Source organism: Bosea vaviloviae (genome assembly GCF_001741865.1).
Taxonomy (GTDB): Bacteria; Pseudomonadota; Alphaproteobacteria; order Rhizobiales; family Beijerinckiaceae; genus Allobosea; species Allobosea vaviloviae.
The window spans coordinates 3,430,820-3,454,947 of record NZ_CP017147.1 but is presented as its reverse complement, the minus strand read 5'-3'; the positions used below and the strand labels follow the sequence as shown (position 1 = coordinate 3,454,947).

The 24,128-nt window shown below is 64.8% G+C and carries 24 protein-coding genes, 1 tRNA gene and 2 pseudogenes; 13 read left to right on the top strand and 14 right to left on the bottom strand.

All coding sequences use genetic code 11. The annotated features are described in order from the left end of the window. Positions 1-7: 7 nt before the first annotated feature. On the bottom strand, positions 8-898 hold the full coding sequence (locus BHK69_RS15985) for a dioxygenase family protein (protein ID WP_069690962.1): 891 nt from the start codon (positions 896-898) through the stop codon (positions 8-10). 161 nt (positions 899-1,059) lie between these two features. On the opposite strand from BHK69_RS15985, the gene BHK69_RS15980 reads away from it, so the two are divergent. Both BHK69_RS15980 and BHK69_RS32095 read left to right on the top strand, forming a co-directional pair. After that, a complete protein-coding gene (locus tag BHK69_RS15980; RefSeq protein WP_069690961.1) occupies positions 1,060-2,082 on the top strand; it encodes a LacI family DNA-binding transcriptional regulator in 1,023 nt (340 codons plus the stop codon). Between the two features lie 274 nt (positions 2,083-2,356). After that, positions 2,357-2,485, top strand: a pseudogene (locus BHK69_RS32095) (IS481 family transposase); the annotation flags it as partial. 20 nt (positions 2,486-2,505) lie between these two features. Here the strand turns inward: BHK69_RS32095 and BHK69_RS15975 are convergent. Then, on the bottom strand, positions 2,506-3,102 hold the full coding sequence (locus tag BHK69_RS15975) for a TetR/AcrR family transcriptional regulator (protein ID WP_244548213.1): 597 nt from the start codon (positions 3,100-3,102) through the stop codon (positions 2,506-2,508). A gap of 660 nt (positions 3,103-3,762) precedes the next feature. Here BHK69_RS15975 and BHK69_RS15970 point away from each other — a divergent pair. Both BHK69_RS15970 and BHK69_RS15965 read left to right on the top strand, forming a co-directional pair. Further along, complete coding sequence (locus BHK69_RS15970; RefSeq protein WP_069690960.1) at positions 3,763-5,436, top strand: AMP-binding protein; 1,674 nt, start codon at positions 3,763-3,765, stop codon at positions 5,434-5,436. Between the two features lies 1 nt (position 5,437). Next, positions 5,438-6,184: a nitroreductase gene (locus tag BHK69_RS15965; protein ID WP_083269478.1), complete on the top strand. Its 747-nt coding sequence runs from the start codon at positions 5,438-5,440 to the stop codon at positions 6,182-6,184. 211 nt (positions 6,185-6,395) lie between these two features. Here BHK69_RS15965 and BHK69_RS15960 read toward each other — a convergent pair whose 3' ends face one another. Next, positions 6,396-7,706 carry an aspartate aminotransferase family protein gene (locus BHK69_RS15960; RefSeq protein ID WP_069690959.1) on the bottom strand — a complete coding sequence of 437 codons (1,311 nt, stop codon included), beginning with the start codon at positions 7,704-7,706 and terminating at the stop codon, positions 6,396-6,398. A gap of 98 nt (positions 7,707-7,804) precedes the next feature. On the opposite strand from BHK69_RS15960, the gene BHK69_RS15955 reads away from it, so the two are divergent. Both BHK69_RS15955 and BHK69_RS15950 read left to right on the top strand, forming a co-directional pair. Beyond that, complete coding sequence (locus BHK69_RS15955) at positions 7,805-8,713, top strand: LysR substrate-binding domain-containing protein (protein WP_069690958.1); 909 nt, start codon at positions 7,805-7,807, stop codon at positions 8,711-8,713. 418 nt (positions 8,714-9,131) lie between these two features. Further along, a complete protein-coding gene (locus tag BHK69_RS15950) occupies positions 9,132-9,758 on the top strand; it encodes a transglutaminase-like cysteine peptidase (protein ID WP_069690957.1) in 627 nt (208 codons plus the stop codon). 119 nt (positions 9,759-9,877) lie between these two features. On the opposite strand, the gene BHK69_RS33420 is transcribed toward BHK69_RS15950, so the two are convergent. Continuing rightward, on the bottom strand, positions 9,878-11,128 hold the full coding sequence (locus BHK69_RS33420; protein WP_069690956.1) for a hypothetical protein: 1,251 nt from the start codon (positions 11,126-11,128) through the stop codon (positions 9,878-9,880). A gap of 919 nt (positions 11,129-12,047) precedes the next feature. Between BHK69_RS33420 and BHK69_RS15940 the strand changes: the two are divergent. Both BHK69_RS15940 and BHK69_RS15935 read left to right on the top strand, forming a co-directional pair. Further along, positions 12,048-12,230 (top strand): annotated as a pseudogene (locus tag BHK69_RS15940) (IS1 family transposase); the annotation flags it as partial. Between the two features lie 2 nt (positions 12,231-12,232). Further along, positions 12,233-12,421 carry a hypothetical protein gene (locus tag BHK69_RS15935; RefSeq protein ID WP_069690954.1) on the top strand — a complete coding sequence of 63 codons (189 nt, stop codon included), beginning with the start codon at positions 12,233-12,235 and terminating at the stop codon, positions 12,419-12,421. Between the two features lie 146 nt (positions 12,422-12,567). Here BHK69_RS15935 and BHK69_RS15930 read toward each other — a convergent pair whose 3' ends face one another. Together BHK69_RS15930 and BHK69_RS15925 are read right to left on the bottom strand one after the other, a co-directional pair. Then, on the bottom strand, positions 12,568-12,957 hold the full coding sequence (locus BHK69_RS15930; RefSeq protein WP_069690953.1) for a hypothetical protein: 390 nt from the start codon (positions 12,955-12,957) through the stop codon (positions 12,568-12,570). A gap of 465 nt (positions 12,958-13,422) precedes the next feature. Further along, positions 13,423-13,513: transfer RNA gene (locus BHK69_RS15925), tRNA-Ser, on the bottom strand. A 238-nt stretch (positions 13,514-13,751) separates the two neighbouring features. Here BHK69_RS15925 and BHK69_RS15920 point away from each other — a divergent pair. Together BHK69_RS15920 and BHK69_RS15915 are read left to right on the top strand one after the other, a co-directional pair. Next, positions 13,752-14,114: a hypothetical protein gene (locus BHK69_RS15920; protein WP_069690952.1), complete on the top strand. Its 363-nt coding sequence runs from the start codon at positions 13,752-13,754 to the stop codon at positions 14,112-14,114. A gap of 155 nt (positions 14,115-14,269) precedes the next feature. Then, positions 14,270-14,557, top strand: coding sequence for a BrnA antitoxin family protein (locus BHK69_RS15915; protein WP_069690951.1), 288 nt, complete (start codon positions 14,270-14,272; stop codon positions 14,555-14,557). Positions 14,558-14,740: 183 nt separating this feature from the next. On the opposite strand, the gene BHK69_RS15910 is transcribed toward BHK69_RS15915, so the two are convergent. From BHK69_RS15910 to BHK69_RS15890, 5 genes are all read right to left on the bottom strand, one after another. After that, a complete protein-coding gene (locus BHK69_RS15910) occupies positions 14,741-15,001 on the bottom strand; it encodes a hypothetical protein (RefSeq protein ID WP_148663453.1) in 261 nt (86 codons plus the stop codon). 153 nt (positions 15,002-15,154) lie between these two features. Next, positions 15,155-15,472, bottom strand: coding sequence for a hypothetical protein (locus BHK69_RS15905; RefSeq protein ID WP_069690949.1), 318 nt, complete (start codon positions 15,470-15,472; stop codon positions 15,155-15,157). A 528-nt stretch (positions 15,473-16,000) separates the two neighbouring features. Beyond that, positions 16,001-16,441: a GFA family protein gene (locus tag BHK69_RS15900; protein ID WP_069690948.1), complete on the bottom strand. Its 441-nt coding sequence runs from the start codon at positions 16,439-16,441 to the stop codon at positions 16,001-16,003. 114 nt (positions 16,442-16,555) lie between these two features. Then, on the bottom strand, positions 16,556-17,122 hold the full coding sequence (locus tag BHK69_RS15895) for an OmpA family protein (protein ID WP_158516227.1): 567 nt from the start codon (positions 17,120-17,122) through the stop codon (positions 16,556-16,558). A gap of 180 nt (positions 17,123-17,302) precedes the next feature. Then, entirely contained in the window at positions 17,303-20,758 is a 3,456-nt protein-coding gene (locus tag BHK69_RS15890) for an indolepyruvate ferredoxin oxidoreductase family protein (RefSeq protein WP_069690946.1), read from the bottom strand. A gap of 138 nt (positions 20,759-20,896) precedes the next feature. On the opposite strand from BHK69_RS15890, the gene BHK69_RS15885 reads away from it, so the two are divergent. Further along, positions 20,897-21,364, top strand: coding sequence for an Lrp/AsnC family transcriptional regulator (locus BHK69_RS15885; protein WP_069690945.1), 468 nt, complete (start codon positions 20,897-20,899; stop codon positions 21,362-21,364). 59 nt (positions 21,365-21,423) lie between these two features. Here BHK69_RS15885 and BHK69_RS15880 read toward each other — a convergent pair whose 3' ends face one another. The 3 genes from BHK69_RS15880 to BHK69_RS32655 form a co-directional block, all read right to left on the bottom strand. Then, positions 21,424-22,128: a L,D-transpeptidase gene (locus BHK69_RS15880; RefSeq protein ID WP_069690944.1), complete on the bottom strand. Its 705-nt coding sequence runs from the start codon at positions 22,126-22,128 to the stop codon at positions 21,424-21,426. A gap of 837 nt (positions 22,129-22,965) precedes the next feature. Then, complete coding sequence (locus BHK69_RS33585) at positions 22,966-23,082, bottom strand: DUF6538 domain-containing protein (protein WP_425285517.1); 117 nt, start codon at positions 23,080-23,082, stop codon at positions 22,966-22,968. 180 nt (positions 23,083-23,262) lie between these two features. Then, a complete protein-coding gene (locus tag BHK69_RS32655) occupies positions 23,263-23,538 on the bottom strand; it encodes a hypothetical protein (protein ID WP_069690943.1) in 276 nt (91 codons plus the stop codon). Here BHK69_RS32655 and BHK69_RS33580 point away from each other — a divergent pair. Then, positions 23,515-23,745 (top strand): helix-turn-helix domain-containing protein, encoded by a 231-nt coding sequence (locus BHK69_RS33580; RefSeq protein WP_425285516.1) that lies wholly within the window; start codon positions 23,515-23,517, stop codon positions 23,743-23,745. The genes BHK69_RS32655 and BHK69_RS33580 overlap by 24 nt on opposite strands. A 57-nt stretch (positions 23,746-23,802) precedes the next feature. After that, positions 23,803-24,084: a hypothetical protein gene (locus BHK69_RS15870; protein WP_069690942.1), complete on the top strand. Its 282-nt coding sequence runs from the start codon at positions 23,803-23,805 to the stop codon at positions 24,082-24,084. Positions 24,085-24,128 lie beyond the last annotated feature (44 nt).

Below are 24,128 nucleotides of genomic sequence, written 5' to 3'. Positions count from 1 at the left end.
CCCTGACTCACTTGATTGGAGGCTGCGGGAGCACGGCTTCGCCCGGCTCCATCACGAAGGTGTAGGCGAGGCTGAACCACTCGCCCGCGACGTCGGCAGCCGGCGCCGGCCCCTCTCCCTTGCGGAAATCGCCGATCAGCGCCTGCGTCACGCCGAAGACGACGTCGCTTTCGAGATGCTCGTCGTCGTCGACGAAGACCTGGGTTATCAGCGTCTTGAAGCCGGGCTTGAAGGCCAGCACATGCAGATGCGCCGGGCGATAGGGATGGCGCTTCTGTGCCGCCAGCATCTCGCCGGTCGGCCCATGGGTCGGCACGGGATAGCCGGCGGGCTTGACCGAGCGGAAGGCGAAGCGCCCCTCCGCGTTGGTCTCGAAGACGCCGCGCAGGTTCATATCGGCCTGGGTCTCGTCCTGGTTTTCGTACATGCCGGCGGGCGAGGCCTGCCAGACATCGACGCGCACACCCGCAAGCGGCAGGCCACGCGCATCGCGGATTCGGCAATCGACGAAGAGCGGTGGACCCGGCGTCGGCGAACGAACGATCGAGCCGCCATTCTCGGTCAGCGGCGCATTCGCCCGCCAGAACGGGCCGAGCAGGGCCGCGGCCGTTTCGGTCGCGCCGTTCTGGCCGTTGTTCAGCAGGCAGACCAGCGTCGACAGGCCGAGCGCATCCGAAAACAGAACGCCCTCGTTGTGGCTTTCGTTCGTCGCCTGGCCAATGCGGTTGAGCGTGCCGATCGCGTATTCGAACTCGGCCTCGGTCAGCAAAACCTCACGCGCGAAGGCGTGCAGATGGCGGATGAAGGCTGCCATGACGTGGCGCAGACGCGCATCTTCGGCTCCGTCCATGGCGACGAGCACGGCCTCGGTCACATCCTCCTGACGCGCGATGATCATCGAGCCTCCACTCCACCGAAACGACTGCCGACCCCGGCTTCCCGTGAAGGGGCCGGCCACCCGATGGCGTCGATTAAGCATGCGCAATCGATTGCACAATCGATTGCGCATGCTTAATCGACGCGATTGCAGCCGTCAAGCGCAGCGGCTACAAGCGGGACATGGCGGGGTTGGCGACAATCAAGGACGTGGCGCGCGAGGTCGGTGTTCACCCCTCGACGGTCTCGCGCGCGCTCGATCCGTCTCAGCGCGACCGACTCGGCCCATCGATCGTGCAGCGCGTCCTCGAGGCGGCGGAACGGCTCGGATACCGGCCCGATACGGCGGCGGCCAGCCTGCGTAGCGGGCGCTCCCATCTCGTCGGCATCATCGTTCCCGACATCGCCAATCCGGTGTTCTCGCCGATCATCAGCGGGCTCGAGCGGGTGCTGGCCGCGCGTGGCTACGCCTTGATCGTCGTCGACCAGCCGCCGGACCGGCCCATCCAGCCCGACATCCTGCAGATGCTGGTTGCCCGCCGCGTCGACGGACTCGTCCTCGCCAATGTTTCGCTCAAGGACGATGCCGTCGAGCGGTGCCTGCGCTGGCAGGTGCCAGTGGTGCTGGTCAACCGCGCCGAGGCGGCCGCGCGTGTCCCCTCTGTGGTCTCCGACGATATCGCCGGCATGCGGCTCGCCGTCGAGCATCTGGTTGGGCTCGGCCATCGCGCCATCGTCCATGTCGCCGGCCCGCAATCGCTCTCGACCGGCTCGCTGCGCCGCCGCGGCTTCATCGAGGCGATGGCAGCTGCCGGTCTCCCGGTGGGCAGCGACGCCATCGTGGAAGCGACGGCCTTCACCCGTGAAGCCGGACTGCCGGCCGCCCGCGAGCTCCTGAAACGGCGCCCGGACATGACGGCCGTCGTTGCAGCCAACGACCTGCTGGCGCTAGGCGTCTACGAGATGCTGCGCGAACAGGGCCGGCGCTGTCCGGACGACGTCTCGGTGATCGGTCACAACGACATGCCCCTCGTCGACATGGTGAGCCCTTCACTCTCGACGATCCGCATCAGCCACCGCGAGATGGGCGAGCGCACCGGCCAGCTATTGCTCGACATCATCACCGGCGCCCGAGACGCGATCACGCAGATCGTGACCCAGCCCGAGCTGGTAGCGCGCGGCTCGAGCGCGCCGCCAAGCCGCTGACGCCTCAAATCGGCCAGGGACGCGCCCGACGCGGTTTGTATCAACAGAAGGGCCGGTTCACGGCTTTGACCATGAATGTTCGTGGCGTTGAAATGGTCGTCAAAAGATTCCAGCCCGAATTCGCGCTGATCAGGCGATACCCGCAATCGCGCCGTTTGGGTCGAGTTCCGCCGCGCGCGAAGCAAGGATCGCGTGAAGCGCGTCGGGGTTAAGCCAGGCACTCGCCATCGACGGCAGCAAGTTCAGGGCGGTCAACACCCACGACAAGAATTTCACCGCCTATAACTTCGCCAAGCATCTCAAGGCCCTGCGATGGCGAACGCCCTACCAGGCTATCTGCGACGCCTGGACCAAGGACCGGTCAGTCTTCAAGATCAACCCGCGCCATCTCATTCCGGGACCACAACCTAGTATGACCTCCACTCAACCTTGGCCGCGAAGATCGTCCAATGGCAGGCTCTCAATCCTGCCGCTGACGCCGCGCAAGCAGAAGCCGACAATCGCTTTTGCCTGGTTTTGACGCTCCACATCCGTGGACAGGCTGTCCGAGGCCAAGGGGCCGACCAAGCCCTCGAAGAGCGAGCCGACGATGCAGGCCGCGGAAGCCTGGACGTCCTGTGCCGGAAACTCGCTATCGCGTATGCCTTGTTCGATGATCATCTCGAAGACGCGCGCAAGTTTTCGCCGATATGTGAGGCGTGCGGCTTCGATTTCAGGCTCGACGGGCTCTGCCACGAGCGCATGCGCAAGCCTGCGGCCGATCAGGGCGCGGCTGGCGAAGAGCCAGGCGGAGGCGGTCAGGCGCTTGGCCGCCGTACCGCCCCCCATGGCCAATCCCGCCGCAGCATCAACCTCACGCTGAGACACCGAGGCGACGACCTCGACCATGAGAGCCGCCTTGGACGGGAAGTTCCGATACAGCGTCGCCAAGGCCACGCCGGCCTCCTCTGCGACCGCATTCATCTGCGCCTCGCGAAAACCGACGCGGGTCACGAGTTGACGCGCCGCGCGCAGGATCAAGGCGCGCTTGTCGACAGCCGGCGTCCGGATGCGGGGGCTGCGGCCTGATTGGCTTGGACGTGGCATCGCTATCCTGTTCGAGATGGGCTCGTAACCGAGAAAGAGCCTGCAGGCGGCTGCAGGGCCGGAGCGCCCTTATCGATCATCTTCATGCTCAATTCCACCGTGAGCCGGCGCTCTCCAGGGTGGCTTCATCGGGCGTCGCCTTATCGGTCCGGTTTGATCGGTCTTCTCACCCGCGCGCCAAGCCTTCGCGCGCCCTGATCTTGCCTGCGCCCGACACCGCAAAAGGCGGATGCCCGGCCACGAGGCGCGTCGCCGATCGGATGCGCCGGTTTGGGTTCCCGATGCTACGCGCCAACTCGCGCCATGCCCGCGCCCTCCAGCTTGACAAAGTAGAATCATGATTCTACTTTCACGTCAATAAAATCGACAGATGCTGCCGCAATGCGCGAATTGTCCAATAATTATATCTAGGGAGAAGAAGCGTGATTCTGAAAGAAGCGAAATTCGAGCCGCCACGCCACTCCGAGCTGGCATCGGCTAACTCCCGCCGAGCTGGCGCGCCCGAGACGCTCTTCCTGCTCTCGTGACCTCCCAGGCACCCGCGCCAGGCCCAAACCGCATCATTGCAGCAATGCATGCCGAGGAGCAGTTCGCATGCCGGCACGACAACACGCTTCCGCCCTGTCCCGTATTCGAGAGCTCGTCGCCATCTATAGCGATCCCAATGCCAGCGTTGCGGAGCTGCTTTGCGACCGCCGCTCGCCGGACGCCTTGGCCTACAGGATCATCGGCGCGGATCTTGAAGCCTCGGACCTGAGCTATGGAGCGCTGCGAGCCCAATCCGAGAGGTTCACTGCGGCCCTTGCGGATCTCGGCATCGGCCCCGGCGACCGGGTCGCCACCTTGATGGGCAAAGGGGCGGACTACCTCATCGCGCTGATGGGCATCTGGCGGCTCGGCGCGGTCCATGTGCCGATCTTCACGGCCTTCGCTCCTCCAGCCATCGCTTTCCGGCTCATCGGAAGCGGAGCAAAAGCCGTTATCTGCGACACCGCCCAGCAGCAGAAGCTGCTCCCGGGGGATGACATTCCCGCTGATCCGCCCTGGCAGGTGGTAACGACGGCGGAGGCTGGAACGGCCCTTCCCGGCGCATTGCGGTTCACCGCGCTGCTGGAAGCGCAATCCCCCGGAATGGCTGCGGCCGCGCTCGGGGGCGATGCTCCCATCATCCAGATCTACACCTCAGGCACGACCGGAACGCCGAAAGGCGTGGTGGTGCCGACCAAAGCGCTCGCCGGCTTCCAGGCCTATGCCGAGTTCGGGCTCGCTCTGCGCAGCGACGACCTCTACTGGTGCGCGGCGGATCCCGGCTGGGCTTATGGGCTGTATTTCGGCGTGCTCGGCTCCTTGACGACCGGAGTGCCGAGCCTGCTGCAGCAAGCCGGCTTCGATGCCGGGACGACATTCGAAATCCTGGCGCAATACGGCGTCACGAATTTTGCGGCGGCGCCCACGGTTTACCGCTCGCTGCGCAGCTTCGCCGGGCCCGCGCCCAAGATCACCAAGCTGCGTTGCGCGTCGAGCGCCGGAGAGCCTCTCACGCCGGAGGTCAATGAGTGGGCAGCCAGCGCTTTGGGCGTGCTCGTGCATGATCATTACGGCCAGACCGAAGCCGGCATGTTGCTCAACAATCACCATCATCCGGATCTCGCGGCTCCGCTCAGGCCGGGCTCCATGGGCAAGCCGCTCCCCGGCTGGTCGGCGCTCGTCTTGAAGGAACAAGAGGACGCTCCGGCGGAGGATGGAGAGCTCGGGCGCGTGGCGATCGAGGTCAAGGACAGTCCGCTGGCCTGGTTTTCCGGATATATCGACGACCCGCTGAAAAGCGCGGAAAAATTTGCAGGCGACGGCCGCTGGTATCTGACGGGCGACGCCGGCCGTCGCGACCAGGACGGTTACTACCATTTCTCCTCGCGCGACGATGATGTGATCATCATGGCGGGGTATCGGATCGGTCCGTTCGAGATCGAATCCGTCATCGTGACGAACCCCGCCGTCAGCGAATGCGCGGTTGTCGCGGTGCCCGACAGCACCAGGGGTGAAGTCCTGGAGGCTTTCGTCGTCCTGCGGGGCGGCGAGGCGCCATCTCCGGAGCAGGCGAAAAACATCCAGAACTGGGTCAAGACCCGCTACGCCGCGCATGCATTCCCGAGACACGTGCATTTCATCGATGCGCTGCCCAAGACGCCAAGCGGGAAAGTGCAGCGCTTCCTGCTTCGCCAGCAGCGCCGGGAGCAGTTGGCTGACCTCGTCGCCGAGGCTCGCTGACATGACGACCGAATACTCGCAATCCGAGGCAGCCCCGCTCTCCGCATCCCGGGATGTCGCCGCCGATGCCGGGCGTGACCCGAATTCGGCGGTGGTCGAAGCGGTCGTCAACCGACGCTCAGTGCGACGATTTCTTTCGACGCCGGTCTCGCCGGCTGTTGTCAGGGCAATTCTCTCCGGGGCGTCGCGCGCGCCGTCGGGCACCAACTTCCAGCCCTGGCATGTGCATGTCGTCACCGGCACGGCGCGAGAGCGATTGTCGCGCGCGGTCCTGGCCGCGGCCGAGGCAGGCGATCGCTCCGACGAGTACGCCTATGCCCCCTCCCCCGTGATGGAGCCCTATCTCTCGCGGCGGAGGCAGGTCGGCTACGAATTATACAAACTCCATGGCATCGAGCGGAGCGATTACGCGAACCGCAAGCGGGTCATGCTGCAGAATTTCGAATTCTTCGGCGCACCCGTCGGATTATTCTTCACGATGGAGAAATATCTACTCCACGGTTCATGGCTCGACTGCGGAATGTTCATGCAGAACGTGATGGTTCTTGCGCGCGCCCATGGCCTTGAGACCTGCCCGCAGCAAGCCTGGTGCGAGTATGGACAAGTCGTGCACCAACAGCTCGGCATCCCAGACACGCATATTCTGTTGTCGGGAATGGCGCTCGGCAACTCCGACCCCGAAGCGCCTGAGAATACTTTGGTCAGCGAGCGTGTACCCGTCGATCAATTCGCAGAATTTCATGAATAGGTTTTGCGACCTATTCCATCAGCATTTGCCTGCGAACTGAAGACACCGACTGCCCAGCACGGGCATCTCGTGACCGTCCCCGGCCGGCGCAGGGACGAGGCCTTTCAGCAGCTGCTCGCCCGGCTGTGCAAGGAAGCGCAGACATAAAGGCCTTCGGCCATCGCAAGGACGCGGCCTGATCGGTTCAGGTTGAAATCGCTCGTCGCCAGGGTCAGTTCGTGGCGATCGCGCTGTCGATCGCGTCCGACATGATCGCCAGGCCGCGGTCGATCTCGGCGTCTGAGACGGTCAGCGGCGGCGCGATCCGAAAGACGCCTCCCATGCCGGGAAGCTTGACGATGTTCATGCTGAGGCCCTGGCGCATGGCCTCCTCCATGATCCTGGCCCCGAGTTCGAAGCCCGGCGCCTTGCTCTGCCGATCGGTCACGATCTCGAGCCCGAGAAGGAGGCCCCGCCCGCGCACATCCCCGACGCATTCGAACCTCTGCTGAAGCGACAGAAGGCCATTGCGGAGCCGCTCGCCGCGCGCGACGGCCTGCTCGACCAAGCCGTCGCGCTCGACCACGTCGAGGACCGTCACGCCGACGGCGGCCGGGAGCGGATCGGAGACATGGGTCGTGTAGAACAGGAAGCCGCGCTCATGCGCCTTCTCCTCGATCGCCTGCGACGTCATCACCGCCGCGAGCGGCAGGCCGGCGCCGAGCGTCTTCGACAGCGTCAGAATATCGGGCGTGACGCCGTCGCGCTGGAACGCGAACATGTTGCCCGTCCGGGCGATCCCGGTCTGGGCCTCGTCGAGGATCAGCAACATGCCCCGCTCCTCGCATTTGCGCTTGAGCGCAGCGAGATAACCCAGCGGGAGTTCGAGAATGCCGCCGCTCGACAAGATCGGTTCGGCGATGAACGCGGCGAGGTTGCCGGTCGACTGCCTGTCGATCAGCGCGAAGGCGTCGTCGAGTTCGGCCTGCCAATCATTGGAGCCGTCGGGATGCGTGAAGCGCGGGCGATAGGCGTTCGGCGCAGGGATGACGAAGGAGCCGGGCGCGACCGGTCCGTAGCCCCGCCTGCCGGCGCTGTAGGTTGCCGCAGCCGCAGCGCCCGTCATGCCGTGCCAACTCTGTGCGAAGGCGACGACCTCGTATCCGCCGGTCACCAGCTTCGCCATGCGAATAGCCGCTTCGTTCGATTCCGCCCCGGTGGTGAGGAGCTGCACCCGGTCGAGACCGGGAGCGAGCGCGGCAAGACGCGAGGCCAGATCGACGACCGGGCGCGACAGCATCCCGCTGAAGAGGTGCGCCACGGATCGCATCTGCCGGTCCACCGTCGCGACGATGTCGGGATGGGTATGGCCGAGGACGGCGCTCATCTGGCCCGAGGTGAAGTCCAGGATGGCGCGGTCATCGGCATCATAGACAAAACTGCCCTCGGCCCGCTCGACGATGATCGCTTCGAAATCGGGCCCATAGCGGGTCAGATGCGTGTGTGCGGCGGCCCAGAATGCGGGATCGGCGTTCAGCGACATGGGGCACCTCGGAAGCGGGAGTGTCCAAAGGCTAGTTGCGCCTGTTGCACTGCGCAAATTGATACTCTTTCAAGCGGATATCGATTAAATTGATAGCCATGCGCACGCTCGACCTCGCATTGCTCCGGAACTTCGCCGTCATCGCGCGCACGGGCTCGATCAGTGTCGCCTCAACGCAGGTCGGACGGACACAGTCGGCGTTGAGCATGCAGATGCAGCGCCTGGAAGCGCTGACAGGCCAAGCTCTCCTGCACCGCAGCGGCTCGGGCGTGCGCTTGACCACAGCGGGAGACAAGCTGCTCGCCCATGCCGAATCCCTTTTGGCCAAGCATGACGAGATCCTCGCCGACATGCGCGGAACCGGCCTCAAGGGCTCGGTCAGCCTCGGCTGTCCCGAGGACTACTCGATCGCGTTTCTGCCGGACCTGCTGCGGGAGTTTTGCGCCCTGCATCCCGATGTCGAGTTGCGCATGGTCTGTGCGCCGACCTCGGAGCTGCGCCCGCTGCTCCATCGGCGCCAGATCGAGATGGCGCTCGTCTCCCTTCCCGATCCCGCCGGCGCCGAGGTCATCCGGAGAGAAAACTTCGTCTGGGTCGCAAACGCAGCGGAGCCGGACCTGCTTGACCAGGCCGTCCTGCCACTGGCGCTTTCGGCGCCCATGACACTGGATTATCGCGCGGCCTGCGACGCCATGGAAGCGGCCGGCCGTCGCTACAGGGTGGCCTTTGCGAGCAACAGCCTCGCCGGTCTCATCGCCATTGCCCGATCAGGTCACGCCATCAGCGTTCTGACTCGAACCGCAGTTCCGCCGGATCTGTACATCGTCTCGGCAGGATTGCCGGCGCTTCCCGCGATCGGGATCGCGCTGGAGTTCGCGGAGCTGCGGCCACCATCCGCCGCGAGAGCTTTGGGCGACCACATCGCGGCCGTGTTGCCGACCCTTGCATGCGATGCTCGCCCGATATCCCGCCCCGGATCGCCGTCTCCTGCCTTGCGCGGACTGTGAAGGCAGGAGCGAATGGGGGCGAATTGCAGCCGCCTGAAATAACTCGCGTCAGGACGCGTTGGGGGCGAGCGATCGCCGGCCGGACTGCAACGCCTACGATCACTCCGGTACCGTCCGAGGTTCGCGGCTGAGGGCCCGCCTTCGGCGAGCCCGCCATTTTGGCGAACGAAACCCGTGCGTTGACGCAAATGCCTCACCCGGCGCGCGATGCTGCGCCGCGGACCGCACTGTTGACGGCGGTGTTTTCAGCCTTGGCGGGCGAGCCCGAATTGCGCAAAGCACTAGGCTGCGGGGGCGAATCTCCCGCGAATTCTCATCACAGAATTGCCTTCTTTCTTAAGCAAAGGCCCCCATCCTTCAGCAGCCTTCCCGCGATCTCGCAACCCGCAAGGTGGACCATGACAACGTGGTTTCGGCTATGACGACCTTTGCCTCAATCGCGACATGGACACTCGGTGTCGCTCTATTCGCCGGAACCCTGCCAGGTTCTGCCCTGGCTGATCAGCTCGCGGCCAGGACCCGCGGGCCGGCCTCGCCACCGCCGGCATTCCTGACGTTCTGCGCCAACAACCCGGCGGAATGCCGCCGGTCCGGCGCCCTGACGCGGCAGGTTCAGCTGACACCGGAACACCAGCGCGACCTTCAGGAGGTCAATGCGCGGGTGAACTCCACGATATCCGAGGTATCCGACCGGGATCATTATGGCCGCGAGGATGTCTGGAGCATCCCGACCGACGGGCGCGGTGATTGCGAGGATTTCGCGCTGCTGAAGCGCAAGCTGCTGATCGAGCGTGGCTGGCCATCGTCGGCCCTGTTGATCGCGGTCGTCGGTACGTCCGCCGGCGAGGGGCACGCGGTGCTGATGGCAACGACCTCCGAGGGGGATCTCGTTCTCGACAACAAGACCTCCCGCGTCCTGCCCTGGTCGCAAACCGGACACCTGTTCTTCACCCGCATGTCGCAAGCCAATCCGCGCGCCTGGGAGTCGATCGATGGCGGTACGATCACCGTAGCCGCTGCAACACGGCGCCCGCATCGGCCCTGAGTGGCCTGATCGTCGAGGATGCCTGTTTCGGGGGACATCTGAGGACGTGCTCGCCTTGGTCTGCGTCGGCTGCCGGCCGGGACTGGGATCAGCCTGCGTGATTGGAGCGCGCAATCCGGTCAGGCTGGTACACAGCCTGACCGGATGCAGTTGCAGCTTTCAGCGACTGCCGCCACCGCCGTGACCGCCGCCACCGCCACCGCCCTGGCCGCCGCCACCCTGGCCGCCGCCGCCGCCACCACCACCTTGGCCACCGCCACCTTGGCCGCCGCCGCCATGGCCGCCGCCACCGCCGTGACCGCCGCCGCCATGGCCGCCACCACCGCCATGACCGCCGCCGCCATGGCCACCGCCACCGCCGTGCCCACCGCCACCGTGGCCACCACCACCGCCATGACCGCCGCCGCCGTGACCACCGCCACCGCCATGACCGCCGCCACCGTGGCCACCGCCACCGTTACCGCCGCCGCCATGACCGCCGCCGTCGCCGTGACCGCCGCCACCGCCGTGGCCGCCGCCACCGTGGCCACCACCACCGCCATGACCGCCGCCGCCCTGACCGCCGCCACCGCCGCCGCCACCGCCGTGCCCACCGCCACCGTGGCCACCACCACCGCCATGACCGCCGCCACCCTGACCGCCGCCACCGCCGCCGCCACCGCCGTGCCCACCGCCACCGTGGCCACCACCACCGCCATGACCGCCGCCACCGTGGCCACCGCCACCGTTACCGCCGCCGCCATGACCTCCGCCGTCGCCGTGACCGCCGCCACCGCCGTGGCCACCACCACCGCCATGACCGCCGCCGCCGTGACCACCGCCACCGCCATGACCGCCGCCACCGTGGCCACCGCCTCCGCCATGACCGCCGCCACCGTGGCCACCGCCACCGCCATGGCCGCCGCCGCCGTGGCCACCGCCTCCGCCATGACCGCCGCCACCGTGGCCACCGCCACCGCCATGGCCGCCGCCGCCGTGGCCACCGCCACCGCCATGGCCGCCGCCACCTTGGCCACCGCCACCGCCATGGCCGCCGCCACCTTGGCCACCGCCACCGCCATGGCCGCCGCCACCTTGGCCACCGCCACCGCCATGGCCGCCGCCACCTTGGCCACCGCCACCGCCATGGCCGCCGCCACCTTGGCCACCGCCACCCTGGCCGCCGCCTCCCTGGCCACCGCCGCCTTGGCCGCCACCACCTTGGCCACCGCCCTGACCGCCACCGCCTTGGCCACCGCCGCCCTGACCGCCGCCGCCTTGGCCGCCGCCACCCTGGCCGCCACCACCTTGGGCGCCACCACCTTGGGCGCCACCACCTTGGGCGCCGCCACCTTGGGCGCCGCCGCCGGAATTGCCGCTCGCCCCGCCATTGGAGGCGCTTCCAGAACCGCCGCTAGAGCCCTCGCCTCCGTTGCCTTCGGGGCTTGCGGCGCCGCTCGGGCCGCCCGAGGACAAGGCTCCCGTCGTCAAGGGCGGGCACATCCAATATTGACTGCCGCCCTGCTGAATCAGGCTGCACGCTGCATTGGGTGCGCGCATGCGCCTGCCATTGGCGGAAACCGCACTGTAATACTGGACATTGCCGGCAGTGGCGCCCTGAGGCGCGGGCGCAGGCGCGCCGATTGACGCGGTTGTCAGCGGCGGGCATGTCCACAGCAGGTCGCGGTCGTATTGTACGACGATGCACTCCCGGCTCGGCGCCCGCGTTCTGCGGCCATTTGGGGATACGGCGTTGTAGTATCGTACCCCACCTGCATCTGCCAGGGTTGGCCCGGGCGCTGCCGCTGGGACTGTGCTCTGGCGGAATGGGTTGCCGGGTGCCGCCGGATCGCATTCCCACAGCCAGTTGTCTCTACCCCACAGCCAGTTGTCTCTGATGAGCTTGCGTTCGCAAGCGCTGTGGGGCCTCGTTGTCGGACTGCCGTCGATCGCGGAGCCCGCGTGGTACTGCGGCCATGGCTTGGCCCCTTGCGCGTAAGCAAAGGTCGACGTAGTCGCAAGAAGTCCCGCAATAAGGATCTTGTTCTGCAGGTAGCGCATGACGTACCTCCCGCCCGGGAGGTCTAGCGGCCACCCAGCGCAAAAAAAGATGCATTTCGGGATGGCCTGCTTTAGATTTCGGAAGAAGGCCAATCCGGTATCTTAAGCAATAACATGCGGTATTGTTTTGACTTTATTCTATTCGAGCGAACGATTCAGTTCGTTCGAACTAATCCGATGGGATTACTGCCGGACGAGGCAGCCGGGAGGATGACGAGGGATGCTGACGTCTTGGAGATGGACGATGACCACGGCTGCTCCAAGACGGTCGAGAACCACGTCTTCGCCGTCGCTCTGCATAGGATGTATCGCAACTTCGTGCGCATCCATTCGATGCTGCGGATGTTCGCAGCCATGGCGGCGGGCGTTTGGGATCGGCTTTGGGGAATCGGCGACATCGTTGCGCTCGTCGAGGCGGAGGAAGCGGCCTGAACGTGCTCGACCTCATCAGCTATTGCGAGCCACATTTGGCCTATTTCGCCATGCCGCGCTTCATCGACTTCGTCGAGACCTTGCCGACGACCGAGAACGGCAAGGCGCAGAAATTCACGCTGCGCGAGCATGGCCCAAGGGCCGGAACCTGGGACCGCGAGGCGGCTGGCTATGTGCTCAAGCGGTTATAGACCCGCTTCAGGCCGCCTCATCGGAGCCGGGAACGAAGCGAACTGGTGCGAGATCAAGGAAGTGGCGGACCACGTACGATGAAGACGGGCGCTACGCCCGCCCCATCGCCCTTTGACCGAGATTATTGAACGTAACTCGCCGTGCATCAACGCGATTCAAGCTGGCCGGCCCAACGGTCTCGCCCTGCCCAGTATGGACAATGCGGGCAAGTTCCGCCGTTAGCATAGTCTATCCCCTCCTCATGGGGACAGCCCAGGATTCCGTCCGCCATCACCACCGATCGCACCTCGTGACCGCGCAGGAACGTGGCGATCTCGCGAAGGACCGTTTCGTCCGTCCGTACGTCGCCAAGATCGGCAAACCATCGACGCAGTTCGGACGGGTCGCGCTCCGGTCCCGGCACGACGCTGACGGCCACTTTCGTGGCGCGGCGGTCGTCGGGGCCATAGAAGGCGATCGTGCCGACAGGATAACCCTTGCGGCCTCGTTTGGCCTTCTTCTCCAGCCATTTCCTTGGCTGCCAGCCCAGCTTCATAGGACTGCTCCCTTTCGCGCCTCAGGCTCCCGCGTCACCGCGCATATGGATAGAGTTCGGCAGCATGGATCGAGGACATGGCCGTTGCAACGCAGCGAACGCTTCAGCCCGACGGCCGTTCATGCTCGCTTAGCGATAGAGATCGCCGGGCCATCGCGATTTATCGACCGAGCGGCCTGGAGATTGACCGCCCCGCCGATCTATCCCGCCGGGGTGGTTCATGTTGGGCGAGCTGCAAAAATGCGTCTCTTCCCAGCTCGATTCGAGTCGTGCTCCCATGTCGAACCTGACAGGATTGCGAGAAGAGCGACGTGGAATCGACTTGGATCGGTCGACGAATTCAAAAGCTTGGAAAGTGACGGTGAGGGAGAACGGATGTTCGAACTCGGCGCCGGGAGCGCGAGCGGCCGAAAGGCCACCCCATCGGAGCCGTGAACGAAGCGAACTGGCGTGAGATCAAGGAAATGGCGGAGACGGAGGGATTCGAACCCTCGATACCCTTGTGGGGTATGCTCATTTAGCAAACGAGTGCCTTCAGCCTCTCGGCCACGTCTCCGTTACGCGCTCTATGCCCGATTGCCGCGCGCTTTGACAAGCCGTCCCGTGGAGATTTGCGTGGGTTTTGCTGTGAGCCGATGAATCAGGGGCGAGCGGCCCCAAGAAACCGCCCCGCGCAAACGGCCGCCCTGCCCGGCTCCGGAGTGCCAGTGGCACCGCAGCAGAAACAATCCGGAACAACTCGCCCGGCAAGCTCCTAGCGAATCGCACGCGCGGTGCGCGCTCTGGAGCCGGTCATGAGCAGCATATCAGGCGTCAATGCCGCGTCGGTCATCAGCACGGCGTCGCTCGGCAGCGACAATACCTCCGCCCTCGCCCAGGCCGACGCCGCGGCAGCCCTGGCCTCGGCGGCACTTGCCACGGCCTCGGCGAAGCTCGCCGCCGACGAGAAGGACAAGGCCGACGACCAGACGCTGCAGCAGGACCGCGCCGCCGGGCAGCAGGCCGAGCGGGCCTTGCGGGCAGCCGAGCAGCGCGCAGCCCAGCTCAAGCAGGCGACTGAGGCGAACAAGAGTGCCGAGCAGGCGAAGCCGGCCGAGGAGGCGCAAGAGAGAAGCGCCGTGCCGGGCCTCGGCGAAGTGGTGGACGCCTCGGTCTGAGCCAGGCTCGCGGCTCCCGGCGAAAACGGCTCCCGTCCTGTACAGCGGTCGCGGCAATCACTAGCCTTTGCTTGGACACGTTCGACCACCTCGCTTTGCCTGGTGAGTCGGCCGGATGTCGCCGCGACGATCCATGCACAACGCCAAGGCCTCTCATGAGCCAAGATAGACCCCGCCGGCCGGTCAATCTCCGGGACAAGGCCGAAGCCTTGTTCAAGCCGGCCCCACCGAAAGTCCCCGCCCCGGCCGTGAAGCGGCCCGCCATTCCCGGAGCCCGGGAGCTGGTCTCGCTGCGGATCGACAGCGAAGTGCTGGAGCATTTCCAGAATGGCGGTCCCGGTTGGCAGGACCGTATCAACGATGCGTTGCGGCAGGCCGCGGGCCTCGGCAGCGACGATGAGGGCCTGACGCCGGACGAATTGAATTCCTCGAATGACGGCTGATTGGCGGGGCTAAGCTGTTTTTCCGTCACGCTGCCCCCGTCATTGCGAGGAGCGCAAGCGACGAAGCAATCCAGGAGGGCTCGCTCTACGTCCCCTGGATTGCTTCGCTGCGCTCGCAATGACGTTTTGGGCTGTGCGGAAAACGATCTGACGCACCGCCCGGCAGCCTCTCACTGGAACGCCTCACTTGGCGGCGACGCAGGTCCCGAGGCTCGCAACAGTGCCGGCTGGGCAGGTCTTCTTGCCGAGCGTCGGCGCAGCCCGCTGGGAGCTGGCCTGGAAGGATTCGCAGCAGGCGCCGCGCACATAATAGCCGCTGGGGCAGGCGCCGCTTCGCTCGATGCGGTCCTTGCCGTCAAGCGTTGGCCGGCACGCTCCGGCGGCTAGCGCCTCGCCGGCGAGACCGGTGATGGCAACAGTGATAAGGGCGGCGACTCGGATCATGCCGGGCAACATCGCGCATCTCGCCCGGCCTGTCACCGGCGAAACGCGCCTGTCCCCGGCTCAGGAGAGCCGGCCGGCCTTCGCGTCAGTAGCACTCGCGCGTCAGTAGCACTCGCGCGTCAGTAGCACTCGCGCGTCAGTAGCACTCGCGCGTCAGTCGCACTCGCGGACGCGGTTATAGCCGACGAAATCGCCCCAGCTGTTATAGACCGGGCGCCGTGTGACATAGCAGTCGGACTCATAATAGCGCGGCCCGGCATAGACGGGGGCGGGTCCGTAATAGGGCGGCGGCGGAGCATAGCGCCCGGCTCCGGCGAGCGCGCCGCCGACGAGAGCGCCCGCCGCCATGCCGCCGAACAAGGCGCCGTTAAAGCCGTCACGGGCCTGTGCGGCCGTCGACAGCGGCAGAGAGGCTGCAGAGATACCGACCGCCAGGAGACCAGCGATACCGATTCGAGTTAGCGCGCCCATGGCACCCTCCATCACGTGTAAGGTAGGTTTAACAATCCAAAAGTGAATAAAAACTGAATGACAAGGTATCGTAGCGTCATAGCCGTGCCAGAATTCGGACACAACTGTTAAAGTTCGAGAATATCTCTTGGCTTTAGCAGTACAATCTCTAGATATTCTGCAGTTTATTTCGACAAAATCAAAATACTCTCTTTGTATCCGCATCGTCATGAGACGTTTCTTGGGCGTTCCCCAGAAGCCGGCCAATCATGTGAGCAAGGATTTCAGTCGGTTGGAATTTCGGGAAACGCGCCGTCATCCCGGGCGACTGCAAGGAGACCCGGGATCCATGCCGGAACCTCTCCTGCAAGCGCTCCGGAATGGATCCCGGATCTCCGCGGAGTTTATCCTTGGGCCGATCGAAGATCGGACCCGAGGGCTGCGTCCGGGATGACGGCGCGGGTGATGGCAAGCGATTCGAGGCCTCCTGCGATCGCTCGTTTCATGTCACGCCACCCCCACCGTGGTGGAATACAGCCCGCGCGCCCCTCAGCGCCCCGCCGGCCAGCCGACAAGCTTTGTCGGTATCCAGCGCGCCTTGCGCCGCGCGATGCGCCCTTCGACGGCCTCGGCGCTGAAGTCCCTGGGCTCGGCCGGCCGGGTGAAGGCCGCGCGCTCGTCGAGCACGTCGATATTGAGCGTGGTCCAGGCCTCGCCCTGATCCGTCATCAGCATCGCGACATAGACCCCGCAACGCCTGCAGATCACCACCTCGGAGGTGCTCAGACCGAAGGCGTAAAGCTGCAACTGCTCGGGCTCGCGCGCCGTCAGCGTGGCGCTCGATTTCGGGTCGGAGAAGGTGCGGGCATTGTGCTTGCGGCAGAAGGAGCACTGGCAGGCGCCGATGACCTGCTCGGCCGGAGCGCGCGGCGTCCTCAACTCCACAGCGATCGCCCCGCAATGGCAGGCACCCTTGTGCAGGCGTTCCATGCTCTGTCCTCACGGGTTTGTTGGCAGCGGGCGCGACGCTGCGCCTGGGCGACGGCTTCGGTCAATGGGGGTGCTTGGGCAGGCGCTGCGATGGCGGCCGCTAACGGCACAAGCCTAACGGATCGTCACGGAGACAAAGCGATTGCGAGGCTCCCGCTCGCCTGCCGAGGTGGCAACGGGCAGTCCGCGGGTGCCGGCGGCTTCCAGGCGAACGATGCTGCGGCCCGGCACGCCCGCCGCAATCAGCGCGTCGCGAACAGCCTCTGCGCGTGCCCGAGCCAATTGGGCGGGGCGCTCTTCCGACCTGTCGGTGTGACCCGAGATGGTTATGCGAGAAGTCGGGGTTGCGCTTTCGCGGATGGCCGCGATGATCTGCCCGGCGGAGGGCGACACAGTCGCCAAGCCCCAGTCCATGAAAATCATCATGGTTCGCGACGAGCGCACGGCCGCCGCGATGGGCCTGCACTGATATTGTTCAAAGCAGGATGGCAAACCAGCCGCCCGGTCCTCCGGCCTCTGCACGCTGCAGAGCGCGCCACTCGAGACCCGCTTCGTTTGGGAAGGGCACCTACACTCCGGAGCGACCTTCCCGTCTTGGGTCGCGCAGGTCTCCGCACGAACGGGGGAGTAGGTCGCCAGCGTCAGAGCCAGCAGCGTCGGCAGAACCGTCCAGAGTTTCACGCCCATTCCCCCCAGTTTATGCGCGGGGACTATGAGCCGCATCAAGCGCCCGGGCTAGGGTCTTTCCGCGTGTCTCCGAATCGCGAAAAGGCTCTAGCTCCTTGTTTTATCGCATTTTCTCCGCGCAAACGCTTCGCGTTTGTCGCGAGGGAACCGATGTCCACTTCGCTCGAAAATGCACTACCCCCCGGCAACCCGGCGCACCCCACCATTCGCGGCCGGCGGCAGCGGACGTGCAAGCAACGCGGTCATGCGCGCCTTGACCTGCTCGACCGCCTTGTCCTTCACCGGGCCATAGCCGCGGATGTCCATCGGCGCCGTGGCGATCTCGGCTGCCCCCGCTGGCCCCTGCTGCGGCAGGCGCTGCAGCAGCTGCGCGACGATGTCTTCGTACCAGCCGATAAGGCCCCGCTCCATCCTGCGTTCGGCGGTATAGCCGAACAGGTCGAAGGCGGTGCCCCGCAGCCGCTTGAAGCGAGCCAGCGCACGCAGCGGCGTCTGGATCCACTGGCCGAACTGGCGCTTGAGCGGCCGGCCCCTTGCATCCCTGCCGCTCGCGAGCAGAGGCGGCGCGAGGTGGTAGTTCACGGAGAAGTCGCCTTCGAACTCGCGCTTCAGCTCGTCGAGAAACCCGCTCTGCATATGCAGCCGCGCGACCTCGTATTCGTCCTTGTACGACATCAGCTTGAAGAGCGAGCGCGCCACCGCCTCGGTCAGTGCGGTGGAGTTGAAGGGCGCCTCCGCAACCCGGACACGCGCGACGGCGTCGCGGTAGCGTCGCGACCACGCTTCGTCCTGATAGCCGACGAGAAATTCGGCGCGGCGCGCGATCACCTCGTCGAGCGACTCGGGGCCGATCGCTTCCTCCCTGCCGTTGAAGTCCGGATCGGCGAAGGCCAGACGCCCCACCGCGAACGCCTGCCGGTTCTTCTCGACCGAGACCCCGTTGAGCGCGATGGCGCGATCAAGCGCGGCATGCGAGACAGGCACCAGCCCTTGCTGCCAGGCATGCCCCAGCATGATGACATTGGCGAAGACGGCATCGCCGAAACGCTTTTCCGCCATGGCGTTGGCATCGAAAGCGTTGACGTTTCCAGCTCCCGCCACGGTCTCGATTTCACGCAGCCGGCGGCGCGAGGCGAGATCGGCATCGCGGATGCGGACGATGTCGCCGGTCGGCATCTCGGCAAGATTGACGACCGCTCGCATGCCGCGCCGATAGGTCGCCGACGCTTTCGGCGAGGAGGACACGACGATGTCGCAGCCGATCAAGGCATCAGCGGCGCCGTTGTCGATCCGGACCTGGTTGATGGTCGATGGCGTGCCGGCCAGACGGATAAAGGACAGGACCGGCCCGAACTTCTGCGCGAAGCCGGTGAAATCGAGCACCGAGCTGCCCTTGCCCTCGAGATGCGCCGCCATCGCGATCAGCGCGCCGATCGTGACGACGCCGGTGCCACCGACGCCGGTGACCAGAAGATCGAACGGCTCGTCGAGCGACACCGGCGTCGGCGCCGGGAGGCTGGCGGCACGGGCCACGAAATCGTCCTCCAGCACGGTTTTCTTGCGACGCGTGGCGCCTTCGACCGTGACGAAGCTCGGGCAGAAGCCGTTCAGGCAGGAGAAATCCTTGTTGCAGTTCGACAGGTTGATCTTGCGCTTGCGCCCGAACGGCGTCTCCTTCGGCTCGACGCTGAGGCAGTTCGACTCGACCGAACAATCGCCACAGCCTTCGCAGACGAGATCGTTGATGTAGGCGAAGCGCTTTGGGTCCTCCATCGTGCCGCGCTTGCGGCGACGGCGCTTTTCGGTGGCGCAGGCCTGTTCATAGATCAGCACCGAGACGCCCTTGACGTTGCGCAACTCGCGCTGCACGGCGTCGAGCTCGCGGCGGTGATGAATGGTGACACCGGCGGGCAGGTCGCGGCTTGAGAATTTCTCGGGCTGGTCCGACACCAGCGCGAGACGCTCGACACCTTCGGCGCGAACCTCCTGCGCAATCGCCTGCACGCTGATCGGCCCGTCGACCGGCTGGCCCCCGGTCATCGCCACGGCGTCATTGTAGAGGATCTTGTAGGTGATGTTGGCTTTGGCCGCGATCGCCTGGCGAATCGCCATCGACCCAGAATGGTAATAGGTCCCCTCGCCGAGATTCTGGAAGATGTGCCCCTTGCCGGTGAACAGCGACGAAGCCGCCCAGTTCACGCCCTCGCCCCCCATCTGGATCAGCGAGGTCGTCTCGCGGTCCATCCAGCTCGCCATGAAATGGCAGCCGATGCCCGCCAACGCCTTGGAGCCTTCCGGCACCTTGGTCGAGCTGTTGTGCGGGCAGCCCGAGCAGAAATAGGGCGTGCGCGTCGCGCCCGGCACTTGGATGACGCGATCGGCCTCGGGCATCAGGCTCGCCGCCCGCTCGGACAGACGCAGATCGGGAAACAGCGCGTCCAGGCGCCGCGCGACGATCGGCGCCAGCATGATCGGCGACAATTCGCCGATCCAGGAGATCAGCCGGTTGCCGTCCTCGTCGCGCTTGCCGACCATGGCGTGGGGCTTGTGGCCGGGATAGTCGTAGAAATACTCCTTGAGCTGACTTTCGATGATGCCGCGCTTTTCCTCGACGACGAGGATCTCGGTCTTGCCGCGCACGAAATCGAGCGCATCGCGGCGCGCCAGCGGCCAGACCATCCCGACTTTGTAGATGTCGATCCCGAGCTTTCGGCAGGCCGCCTCGTCGACGCCGAGCAGGCGCAGCGCCTCCATCAGGTCGAGATGGCCTTTGCCGGTGGTGACGATGCCGAAGCTGGCGTCGGGAATGTCGTAGATGCGGCGGTCGATCGGATTGGCCTCGGCGAAGGCGAACACGGCCATCTTCTTCGCCTCCATCCGCTCCTCGATCTGCGGCCCGGGCAAATCGGGCCAGCGATAATGCAGGCCGGTTGCGGGCGGCGTGTAGGCGGGCGCGTTGAAATCGCGCGGCGGCGGAATCTCGACCGATTGGCCACTTTCGACGGTTTCCGAGATCGCCTTGAAGCCGACCCACATGCCCGAATAGCGCGACAGCGCGTAGCCATATTCGCCGAAAGCCAGGTACTCGCCGATCGAGGCCGGATTCAGCGTCGGCATGAACCAGGCCATGAAGGCAACGTCGGACTGATGCGGCATGGAGGACGAGACGCAGCCATGATCGTCGCCCGCCACGACGAGAACGCCCCCATGTGGCGAGGAGCCATAGGCGTTGCCGTGCTTGAGCGCGTCGCCGGCGCGGTCGACGCCCGGCCCCTTGCCGTACCACATCGCAAAGACGCCCTCGACCTGCTTGTCGGGGTTCGTCTCGACCTGCTGCGAGCCGAGCACGGCGGTCGCGGCAAGGTCCTCGTTCACCGCCGGCAGGAACGCGATGTTGTGCTGCGCGGTCAGGTCCTTGGCGCGCCACAACTCCAGATCGACACCGCCGAGCGGCGAGCCGCGATAGCCGGAGATGAAGCCAGCCGTGTCGAGGCCGCCGGCCTTGTCGCGCCGCGCCTGGTCGAGCGCGATGCGCACCAGCGCCTGGGTTCCGGTCATGAAGACGCGGCCGGAGCTCTTCGCGTAACGGTCGCCAAGCGCGTAGTCGCCAACCGGGACATCGTAAGCCATGGGCGAAACCTCCCGCATGCGTTGTTGCGGTCGATTCAACCAGAATTCTCTGGAAAATCCTGTCTCACTTTGTAGGCTTTGCCTGTAATTCGGTTTATCCTACCGAAAATTGCCGCAACACCGGTGGAAATTTCCAGAATGGCTAGGATCGAACTCGGCGCCCAGGACAGCAGGCTGCTGCAGATCCTGCAGTCCGATGCACGCGTCTCCAATCAGGATCTGGCTGATCAGGCCGGCATGTCCGCCTCCGCTTGCTGGCGCCGGGTGCGGATACTGGAGGAGGCCGGCGTGATCGCGGGCTACATGGCGATCGTCGACGCCGAGAGGGCAGGATTTGGCTTCAGCGCGATCGTGCATGTGACGCTGCTGCGCCACGAAGCCGATCACGTGTCCAATTTCATCGCGCGCGTCGCCCAGCAGCCCGAAGTGGTGGAATGTTTTTCGACCACCGGCGAGGCGGACTATCACCTACGCGTCGTCTGCCGCGACAAGGACGACTACAACGTCTTTCTCGAGCAGTTTCTCTTCCGCCTGCCGGGCATTGCCCATGTTCGCACCAATCTGGTGCTGAAGGAGATCAAGCTACACGGCAAGATTCCGGCATAGCGCGCGGAAGACGGTCGAGATGCTGTTCGCGCAGCTCAAACCCCGGTCGTCCGACGCGTCTATGCCGGCAACACGGTTACAGGCGTGCCCAGCGACACCCGCGCATACAAGTGAATGATGTCCTGGTTTATCATCCGAACGCAGCCGGACGACACGTTGGTGCCCACAGTATAAGGCTCGAGGGTTCCGTGAATGCGGTAACCGAGATCGCCATTGGCATCGAACAGATACATTGCGCGCGCGCCTAGCGGGCTTTTCGGGCCGCCGAGCACGCCGAGGCCTCGGGGCGTCCTTTCGAGCTTGGCTTTGATTTCCGGGTCGCGCTCGACCATTTCATGAGGCGGCACCCAGTCTGGCCAGTCGCGCTTCATATTGATCTTCGCCGCGCCGGACCAACCGAACCCCTCGCGGCCGACACCAACCCCATAACGGGTCGCGATCCCCGGCGATTCAACGAAATACAGATGGTAGGATGCAGGATCGACAACGATCGATCCCGGAGCATGATCCCGGCTGAACTCGACGGTCTGGCGAAGATATTGCGGATCAATCTCGCCGGAATTGACCGCAGGAACCGGAAAGCGCTCGCCTGGATAGGCGGTGTAGACCTCGGCATAGTTCGGGCGCGCCAGCGTACGGGTCTTGGGGCTCGGCTTGCCCACCGACATGTCGGGAAGGGCAACGATGCTGCCGGTCCCACAGCCTGCCAGGCCGGTCGCGCCAACGGACAGGGTGAACAGGTTAAACGATCGGCGGCTCAGCATCGGGTATCTCTCGGCAAAGGCTGAGGAGAGACATGGCCTTATATGGTTACCACCGCGTGAAGGCGGGCGGGGCTGGCGGCTACAGACCCGTTTGGCTCTCCAGGCTACTCGACTTCCGCCTGAAGCTGCCGAGCAGCTGGGGCTGCTAAGCATGACCTAAGATCGACATTGCAATTCTACTGCCGGGTCGACGATGATATAAAATCGCCCTCAAATAGATTTCAGGGACAATGGTCGCGTTCTTTGCGGTACTAATATCCACAATTGTCGGCGGTGTTGTCGGAATATTCATGCTGGCAGCTTTTTCTCCCGTTAATATTATATTTATGGCAATTGGATTCAAATTTGTCTGATGGTGGCCGATTGCGTTGGCGGTTCCGACGACTGTATTTGTCCTACCGTTGGCGCATATTTTTGTACCAAATCCGCTTCTCCGAACGATTTTTCTGTTATTTTGTGGGACCATAAGCGGATCGATTACCGTATTCCTCATGTTTGGGAGCGTCATTCCCGTTAAACCGCACGGAACGCTATATGAAATGATCTTCTACGCGGGGGGATTTGCTGGGTTCGCCGCTGCCGCTGTTTTTGACAGCATCGCGAGAGAAGCAGAATAACCAGAACTACGCTCATGACGCTTTGCGAACGAGCGAACAGGAACATAGCTTTATACGCTCATCAGCTTTCGCAGATGTAATTCCCCCTACGGATCTCAGCGCCACAGGCCCGCTCGCCACTTCAGATACCCTACGTCCTCCTGCAGGTTTCCGGCTGCTGGCGCTGCCAAGCGGACCTGCTTCGGGAACGTCGCCAGAGCGAGCGCCATGGCGGCAATCGTCACGTCCCCTTAGTCGCCCCCCCTCGCATGAGCCGTCGGGCCTCCACAGGGTCCTTCGCGCGAAGCGCGCGCTTCTCTTCGCGCTTGCCAAGGGCCTCCTGAAGGTCCTTCGGCACCGCCTTGAAACCAGTAGACGCCTGTCTTGGGATGCGACGTGCACGCGTCGACCTGTTCGGCTTCTTCCATCATTATCGCGTACCCTGCCGGTCACCTGAAGGCCCCTTGCCGCTACAGGTCGGGAGCTTGCAGAGCGTTGCGGAGAGGGTCGGTACTGGCCTAGCCTGGAGAGCTATCGGCTATTCCTGGCCTTTCCCATGTTTCGCCGGTGTAGTGATGCGGCGCTCGGGACGCTCATCTTCAAAGAGCGGCCTCGGCCTCGCCTCAGGGGATTTGCCAACGCGTGGCGGAGGCCAGAAGAGCCACACGAAGTAAGCCAGCACCGCGCCGGCCTCAATCGCGACGATGGTCCAGAAGAGGCGTGGATACGGCCTCATGAGGTTGGCGCTCATGATGCCCGCCCATACCGCAAGGAAGCTCACGATCCACGGATGGGCCTTCAGCAGTGCTCGCATGCAGTCCGCCCCCACGACCTACAGACACTTCACCATCCGGAAGCAGCCGGCAAGTTGCCAGTCACATCCGGGAAGACCCTGTGGAGTTACGATGGTCCAATAGGGCAGGACGTGAGTCTGTCTGAGATCGCGAGGCGGCTCGGGATTGGTAAGGCGAGCGTGCACCGCATCCTGAAGGCCCGGAAGGAAATGCAAGCCGCAAGCTGATGCAACCTCTTGCACTGCTGAAACGGACGGGCTCAGTGGTCGCGGGGGAATATATCCATGTCAGCGATCACTCTGCTTCTTCCTTTCGGGGGCGCTCTTGTCGGCGCGTTGGGCTTCTACACGGACGTGGCTTGGGTGTTCTGGATCGGAGTTGCGCTTTGTGGACTCAATGAGTTTCTGAACACAGCATCGGGCGTCTATCGCTTTCCGTTCATCGCGTTGAGCTGCGTCGTTGTTGGCATCTTAGCTACTTCACCATGGTTTGTTGGGGCGGGCCTGGGGCTGTTAGCGGCAGGAGCTTTAGACGGCGCGAGCGAACTGTTCGGCAGGTCGCGTTAGGGGGCACCTGCCAGGCTCCGCGAAAGCCACTGCAAGTTATTGAT